The sequence below is a fragment of the Streptomyces prasinopilosus genome, from assembly GCF_001419695.1.
GTDB classification, from domain to species: Bacteria; Actinomycetota; Actinomycetes; order Streptomycetales; family Streptomycetaceae; genus Streptomyces; species Streptomyces prasinopilosus.
This window is the reverse complement of sequence record NZ_LIRG01000811.1, coordinates 1-3,941: the sequence shown is the minus strand read 5'-3', so window position 1 is coordinate 3,941 and position 3,941 is coordinate 1. Positions and strand designations below refer to the sequence as shown.

The following is a 3,941-nucleotide window of genomic DNA, read 5'->3' as shown; positions in this document are numbered from 1 at the left end:
GGCCGCCGCGGCGGCCTCCGCGATCGGCAGCACGGTCAGTTCCTGCTGGAGCTGGTCGAGGGTGCGGGCCGCGTCCAGCTTGTACGGGCCCACCCGGGTCCTGCGCAGCACCGTGAGGTGGCCGCCGACGCCGAGGCCGGCGCCCAGGTCGCGGGCGAGGGCGCGGATGTACGTGCCGGAGGAGCAGACGACGGAGACGACCAGGTCGAGCACCGGGGTGCCGTTCCCGGCGACGGCCGGGCGGACGTCGTACACGGTGAACGAGGAGACGGTGACCGGCCGGGCCGGGATGTCGAACTCCTCGCCCTCGCGGGCCCGCTTGTAGGAGCGCACCCCGTCGATCTTGATGGCGCTGACCTTGGAGGGCACCTGCATGATGGCGCCGGTCAGCTCGGCCACTCCGGCGTCGATCGCCTCGCGGGTGATCCCGGAGGCGTCCGTGGAGGAGGTGATCTCGCCCTCGGCGTCGTCCGTGACGGTGTCCTGCCCGATCCGGATCGTGCCCAGGTACTCCTTCTCGGTCAGCGCGAGGTGGCCGAGGAGTTTGGTGGCCCGCTCGATGCCGAGGACGAGGACGCCCGTCGCCATGGGGTCGAGCGTGCCGGCGTGGCCGACGCGGCGGGTCCGGGCGATGCCGCGCATCTTGGCGACCACGTCGTGCGAAGTGAAGCCCGACGGCTTGTCGACGATGACGAGGCCGTCGGGCGGGGTGTGCTTCTGGGTCATTCGGCGGTGTCGTCCGTCTCGGTGTCCTCGGGCTTGCGGTACGGGTCGGCCCCGCCCGCGTACGTGGCGCCCGCGGACGCCTCGCGCACCTTCTCGTCGGACTGCCGCGCCCGGTCGAGGAGGTCCTCGATGTTGCGTGCGGTGTCCGGGAGCGCGTCCATGACGAACGTCAGGGTCGGCGTGAACTTCACGCCCGCCGCCCGGCCCACCTCGGAGCGCAGGACGCCCTTGGCGCTCTCCAGACCCGCCGCGGCGGCCTTCCGCTCCTCGTCGTCCCCGTACACCGTGTAGAAGACGGTCGCCTCCCGCAGGTCACCCGTGACCCGGGTGTCCGTGATGGTGACGTGCGTGCCGAGCCGCGGGTCCTTGATCCCGCGCTGCAGCTTCTGGGCCACCACCTCTCGGATGAGGTCCGCCAGCCTTTTCGCCCGCGCGTTGTCGGCCACTGGTCCGTCTCCCGTTCTTTCCTGTCTGAGTTGTCGGAGCCCCGGGTTCCCGGGGCCTGGATCCGTCAGTCGTCCTCGCCGTGGAAGCGCCGCCTGACGGAGAGCAGTTCCACCTCGGGACGCCCGGCGACCAGCCGCTCGCACCGGTCCAGCACGTCGGTCAGGTGCGCCAGGTCGCCGGACACCACCGCCAGGCCGACACCGGCCCTGCGGTGAAGATCCATGTGATCCACCTCGGCCGCGCTCACCGCGTACTTCCGCTGGAGCTCGGCGACGATCGGGCGGACGACGGAGCGCTTCTCCTTCAGCGATCTGACGTCGCCGAGGAGGAGGTCGAAGGACAGCGTCCCCACGTACATGTGCAACCGGTTCACCCGCCGGCACGGGATCGGCGTCCCCGCCGTCCGTGATGGGCGGGAACATCAGAACCGTACATCGAAGGGGCGGGCCGATCGACGGATATTACGCTCCGCGGACCCTGCCGCGGAGCGGCCCCGTCCCGGCTCCCCGGTCGCGTGACCGGTCCTTCGTGAGCCGGCCGCGGGGCCCGCGCCCGTCCCCGGACGCACGAGCCGGCCGGCGGGACCGCGGTCCCGCCGGCCGGCACACACCGTGGGGTGTTACGCCCGCGGCTTCTCGCGCATCTCGTAGGTCGCGATGACGTCGTCGACCTTGATGTCGTTGAAGTTTCCGAGGTTGATACCGCCCTCGTAGCCTTCGCGGATCTCGGTGACGTCGTCCTTGAAGCGACGCAGACCGTCGATGTTGAGGTTCTCCGCGATGACCTTGCCGTCGCGGAGGAGGCGCGCCTTGGTGTTGCGCTTGACCTCGCCGGAGCGGATGAGGACACCCGCGATGTTGCCCAGCTTGGACGAGCGGAAGACCTCGCGGATCTCCGCCGTACCGAGCTCGACCTCTTCGTACTCCGGCTTGAGCATGCCCTTGAGGGCCGCCTCGATCTCCTCGATCGCCTGGTAGATGACCGAGTAGTACCGGACGTCCACGCCTTCGCGCTCGGCCATCTGCTGTGCCCGCCCGGCGGCGCGCACGTTGAAGCCGATCACGATGGCGTCCGAGCCCATCGCCAGGTCGATGTCGGACTCCGTGACCGCACCGACGCCGCGGTGCAGGACGCGGATGTCGACCTCTTCGCCGACGTCCAGCTGGAGCAGCGAGGACTCGAGGGCCTCGACCGATCCGGACGCGTCACCCTTGATGATCAGGTTCAGCTGCTGGATCTCGCCGGCCTTGAGCACCTTGTCCAGGTCCTCCAGCGACACGCGGCGCGTGCGCTTGGCGAACGCGGCGTTGCGCTCACGGGCGGCGCGCTTCTCGGCGATCTGACGGGCCGTGCGGTCCTCGTCGACGACGATGAAGTTGTCGCCCGCGCCCGGGACGTTGGTCAGGCCCAGGACCTGGACCGGCGTCGACGGGCCCGCCTCGGCGACGTTGTTGCCGTTGTCGTCGAGCATGGCGCGCACGCGGCCGTAGGCGTCGCCCACCACCATCGTGTCGCCGACCCGCAGGGTGCCTCGCTGCACGAGGACGGTCGCCACGGCACCGCGGCCGCGGTCGAGCCGGGACTCGATCGAGATGCCCTGCGCGTCCTGCGCGGGGTTGGCCCGCAGGTCGAGCGAGGCGTCCGCGGTGAGGACGACGGCCTCCAGGAGGCTGTCGATGTGCAGACCCTGCTTGGCGGAGATGTCGACGAACATGGTGTCGCCGCCGTACTCCTCGGCCACCAGGCCGTACTCGGTCAGCTGACCGCGCACCTTGGTCGGGTCGGCGCCCTCGACGTCGATCTTGTTGACCGCGACGACGATCGGGACGTCGGCCGCCTTGGCGTGGTTGAGCGCCTCGACCGTCTGCGGCATGACGCCGTCGTTGGCCGCGACGACCAGGATCGCGATGTCGGTCGACCGCGCACCACGGGCACGCATGGCGGTGAACGCCTCGTGACCCGGGGTGTCGATGAAGGTGATCCTGCGCTCTTCTTCGTTGACCTCGGTGGCGACCTGGTAGGCACCGATGTGCTGGGTGATGCCGCCGGCCTCGCCCGAGGCGACGTTCGTCTTGCGGATGGCGTCGAGCAGGCGGGTCTTTCCGTGGTCGACGTGGCCCATGACCGTGACGACCGGCGGACGGACCACCAGGTCCTCCTCGGAGCCCTCGTCCTCGCCGAACTCCAGGTCGAAGGACTCGAGCAGCTCGCGGTCCTCCTCCTCCGGGCTGACGATCTGAACCGTGTAGTTCATCTCGCCGGCGAGGAGCTGGAGCGTCTCGTCGGAGACGGACTGGGTCGCGGTGACCATCTCGCCGAGGTTCATCATGACCGCGACGAGCGACGCCGGGTTGGCGTTGATCTTCTCCGCGAAGTCGGTGAGCGAGGCACCGCGCGACAGGCGAATGCTCTCGCCGTTGCCGCGGGGCAGCATCACGCCGCCGACCGACGGGGCCTGCATGGCCTCGTACTCCTGACGCCTCTGCCGCTTCGACTTGCGGCCGCGACGGGCCGGACCGCCGGGACGGCCGAAGGCGCCCTGCGTGCCACCACGGCCGCCGGGGCCGCCGGGACGGCCGCCGAAGCCGGGACGGCCACCGCCGCCGCCGAAGCCGCCGCCGCCACCGGGACGACCGGCGAAACCGCCGCCGCCACCGGGACGACCGGCACCGCCGGGACCGGCCGGACGGCCTGCGAAGCCGCCGCCGCCGGGACGACCGGCACCGCCGGGACGACCGGCACCGGCCGGACCGCGGCCGCCGGGGCCG

Annotated in this window: 4 protein-coding genes; all 4 read right to left on the bottom strand. The window is 71.2% G+C overall.

Translation table 11 applies throughout. The features are described 5' to 3' along the window. Positions 1-726, bottom strand: a 726-nt coding sequence (gene truB / locus AOK18_RS26870; RefSeq protein ID WP_055696014.1) for a tRNA pseudouridine(55) synthase TruB, incomplete at its 3' end; no start/stop codon positions are given. Continuing rightward, the gene (gene rbfA, locus AOK18_RS26865; RefSeq protein ID WP_055573943.1) at positions 723-1,172 is read right to left on the bottom strand and encodes a 30S ribosome-binding factor RbfA; all 450 of its coding nucleotides are present in this window, start codon (positions 1,170-1,172) and stop codon (positions 723-725) included. The genes rbfA and truB, both read right to left, overlap by 4 nt. 65 nt (positions 1,173-1,237) lie before the next feature. Then, positions 1,238-1,531, bottom strand: coding sequence for a DUF503 domain-containing protein (locus AOK18_RS26860; protein WP_055573942.1), 294 nt, complete (start codon positions 1,529-1,531; stop codon positions 1,238-1,240). A 261-nt stretch (positions 1,532-1,792) separates the two neighbouring features. Then, positions 1,793-3,941, bottom strand: a 2,149-nt coding sequence (infB, locus tag AOK18_RS26855; RefSeq protein WP_055696013.1) for a translation initiation factor IF-2, incomplete at its 5' end; no start/stop codon positions are given.